This is a genomic window from Paraburkholderia sp. BR13439 (assembly GCF_040948805.1).
GTDB classification, from domain to species: domain Bacteria; phylum Pseudomonadota; class Gammaproteobacteria; order Burkholderiales; family Burkholderiaceae; genus Paraburkholderia; species Paraburkholderia youngii.
Genome location: NZ_JBFPKN010000086.1, coordinates 1 through 3,681, shown reverse-complemented (window position 1 = coordinate 3,681; position 3,681 = coordinate 1). Strand labels below are relative to the sequence as shown.

Genomic DNA, 3,681 nt, shown 5'->3' with positions numbered 1-3,681 from the left:
TCCACAGTCCGTCATCAACAATCGGCGCGCCCATCCTTGGTTCCAGTTGTTCAGGTGGCCAAGGTTAACAGCTTGCCGAGAAGGTTAACAGCCCCCAGTGGGTCTTTTTGATTCCGTCTCTAAGCGTCGATCATACCGACACACAGGCTAAAGCGATGTATAAGGCAAGGTCGATCGCATTGCTTCATGTATTTCTTGTGGGATCTCTGTTTCTAAAGCCAGCATTCGGTCAGGAACGACTCTATACGAATGCCGACGGTAGCAAAACGGACAGCCTGGAGCAAGCCGCCAAATCTTGGGGCAACGATAAAGAATTCAAGGCGAGCTGGTCGGCTGGCGCGATGAAGGCGCAATACGCGTATGCGATGGGGTTTACCGGAAGAGGTATAAAAGTCGGGGTGCTGGATTCAGGCGTCGATACGACACATCCCGAACTGTCAGGGCCTCGGATCCATCCTGTGTCTACTATCGGTACATACTATGAAGACGGGTTCCAGTTTTATGCCGACGATTCGACGATCCCGGTCAAGAAGGGTGACGTATTCAATGTTCCCGGATCGCATGTCGATGATGTGAATGACTCGCATGGAACCGAGGTAAGCGGAGCCATTGGTGCCGCACGAGACGGCAAAGGAATGCAGGGTGTCGCGTTCAATGCAGATGTTTATGTCGCGAACACCAATGGGACCGACGACAATCGTGAGCATGGCTCCAACCGCCTAGACTACGGTTACTTTACTGCTGCCTATGATGCCTTGGGAAAAAGTGGTGTTCGTATCGTCAATCAGAGTTGGGGTCAGAATTCTCCCATTCCGGCAGAGAATCTCACAGACAATGTTGACCAGTTAAAAACCGCGTACCAGGGATTCGCTAAACGCGCGCGCGAAGGTTCGAAAACTTGGATAGATGCAGCCGCAGAGGCCGCCACGAAATATCACTATATTGAAGTTATTTCCGCGTCGAACGACCCTCAGAGAAATCCGGATGTGCTGGCCGCGTTGCCATACTATCGTCCGGAAATTGAAACGGACTGGTTAGCCGTGTCCGGTTATTCCCGCAACAATGGGCAGGTTTATAACCAGTGCGGTGTTGGAAAATGGTGGTGTCTCATGGCGCCGACCGTGGCGATGGCCCCCAAAGCTGGAGGCGGCTATGACCCCCGCTTCAACGGCACATCCGCGTCTGCTCCATACGCCTCCGGTGCGCTTGCGCTGGTCATGGAGCGTTATCCCTATCTGACTAGCGAGCAGGCGTTGACGGTATTGCTCACGACCTCGCAAGAGATGGTTTCGGATCCCAACAAGGTCGACCCTTCGAAACCGCTCGATCAGCTTCCCTACGACAACAGTGGTAGTTACGGCAATCTTACTGCATTGATCCCGGGTAATACGCACGTGCCCAATGCGGTGGCAGGCTGGGGGCTCCCAGATCTACAGAAGGCAATGAACGGCCCCAGCCAGTTGCTGGGTCGGTTCCATGTTAATTTGCCTTCTGGCATGTCGGATGTATGGTCGAACGACATTTCGGACATTGCACTCGCCGCGCGTCAGAAAGAAGACGCAGCAGAGCATCAATCGTGGCTCGATACGCTGAAAACGAAGGGCTGGACGCAGGGACTGCCCTCGAATGCGAGCGACAGCGACAAGACAGCGTACGAGATCGGCACCGCGCGCGAGTCTGCTTACCAGACACGTGCCTATGAAGGTAGCCTGACAAAGTCAGGCAGTGGTCTGCTGACCCTGTCGGGGAACAATACCTATCGCGGGTTAACAACAGTTGACGGCGGGGAATTGCGGATCGACGGCTCGATCGCCTCCGGCGCGATGGTCAATGCAGCTGGACGGCTCACAGTGAACGGCCGGACGGCTGATGTTGCGGTGAACGGTGGCGGCGCAACGATCGCCGGCACAAGCGCACAGTTGTCGATCGACCAAGGCGGAACCGTAGCCGTAACGAATACAGGGAGGACGGGTGACGTGTTGCTGGCACGCGGCTTTGCGTCGCTCGACGGAGCAAGCGGCAACGTCGCGGTCGGTAACGGAGGGGGCGTTAGCGGCAACGGCGCACTGCAATCTCTGAACGTGAATGAAGGAGGAACGGTCGCCCCTGGACATTCGATCGGCCTGTTGAAAGTAACGAATGACGCGAATTTCGCAACAGGATCAACCTATGCGGTCGAACTTTCGCCGAGCGGAGCAAGCGACCGGATCGACGCAGGTGGTAAAGCGCGTATCGCGAATGGCACGCTCAGCCTTGCGCTTGAACATTCACCCCCACCCCTTAGTCTCGAACAGTCACGCTCGATTCTGGGTCAGCGTTTCGACATTTTGAACGCCGCAGGAGGCGTCGAAGGTCAGTTTGCGACGCCTGGTGGCTACCTGTTCGTGTTGCCGTCGCTCGCATATGGTCCGACGAGCGTCAGTCTCACCGTGAATCGAAGCGCGACGCCGTTCGCGAGCGTCGCGGGTACGGATAACGAACGCAGTGTCGCTCGCGCGATGGAGACACTGAACCCGGGCAGCGCAGTGTACAACAGTGTGCTGTTCGCAACCTCCGCACAGGTGCCACAGGCAACATTTGGACAACTGACGGGTGAAATTTATCCTGCCGCCTACGCGACGCTCATCAATGAAAGCCGTCAGGTACGCGACGCGGTGTTCGGGCGGCTCTGGGCTACGCGTGATGCCGCCTCGACACAGTCAGGCGCTTGGGCGCGCCTGTTGGGCTCGTGGGGGGGCGCACGGGGTGCTGGCGTCAATGGATACACCAGTTCGACAGGTGGCTTCCTCGCGGGTGCAGATGCAATGGTGCACTATGGTGTTCGCGTGGGTGGCCTCGCCGGCTACAGCCATAGCGGCGTCAATCTGCGTGACCAGCCGTCGTCTGCATCATTCGACAGCTTTCATCTCGGTGCATATGCGGCCTGGCAGCCCAGCGCGCTCGGGCTGCGCGCGGGCGTAGAGCACGCGTGGCACCGCGGTGGCATGGATCGCTATGTGCAGTATGGCGCGACGTCTGAGCACGAAAGCGGCACGCTGAACGCAGAAACGACCCAGGTGTTCGCCGAGACCGCTTATCGTCTAAACCTTAGCGGAGCAGCCGACGTGGAGCCGTTCGGGCAGCTCGCCTATGTTCATTTGAACAATCATGGAATGGCCGAGACAGGCGGTGCGGCCACGCTGCGCGCTCAGGAAGGCAACAACGATGTGTCGTTTACAACGCTCGGCATGCGCGGCACAACGCAGTTCACGCTGACATCGATGATGCAGCTTACGCTGCAAGGGAGCCTCGGCTGGCAGCACGCGCTGACGAGCGGCCGTCCGGTTGCGACGCTTGCATTCGCTTCTGGCAGCGACGGTTTCTCGGTCGCGAGCGTGCCGGTTGCGAAAGATGCGGCAGTGCTAAGCGTGGATGCTCGGATCGATATCGGCAAGAATGGACGCCTCAGCATCGGATATTCGGGTTCGCTGGCTAGCCGGCAATCCGATCATACGGTGCAAGGCAATTTAAACTGGAAGTTCTGAAAAAGCGAACCTCATTGTCACCGCAATGGTTGCAACGTAAGCGGTCAATTAACGACGCCCATCAGAGTTGTTGAACAGGGCAATAGACTTACCGCAGTTCGGCGGGCATGCACCAGGGAAGAAGCGCGGCGTAGTCGTCGACGGTCTGCGCGAGCGG

The 3,681-nt window shown here is 57.7% G+C and carries 1 protein-coding gene; it reads left to right on the top strand.

Annotated features, from left to right (window positions below; genetic code table 11):
- The first annotated feature begins 155 nt into the window (after window positions 1–155).
- Entirely contained in the window at window positions 156–3,524 is a 3,369-nt protein-coding gene (locus tag AB3X96_RS42070) for an autotransporter domain-containing protein (RefSeq protein ID WP_368594355.1), read from the top strand.
- Window positions 3,525–3,681 lie beyond the last annotated feature (157 nt).

Bases quoted from the DNA above. Each gene is read 5' to 3' on its own strand.
- AB3X96_RS42070 (WP_368594355.1), top strand. From the start codon at position 156: ATGTATAAGGCAAGGTCGATCGCATTGCTTCATGTATTTCTTGTGGGA.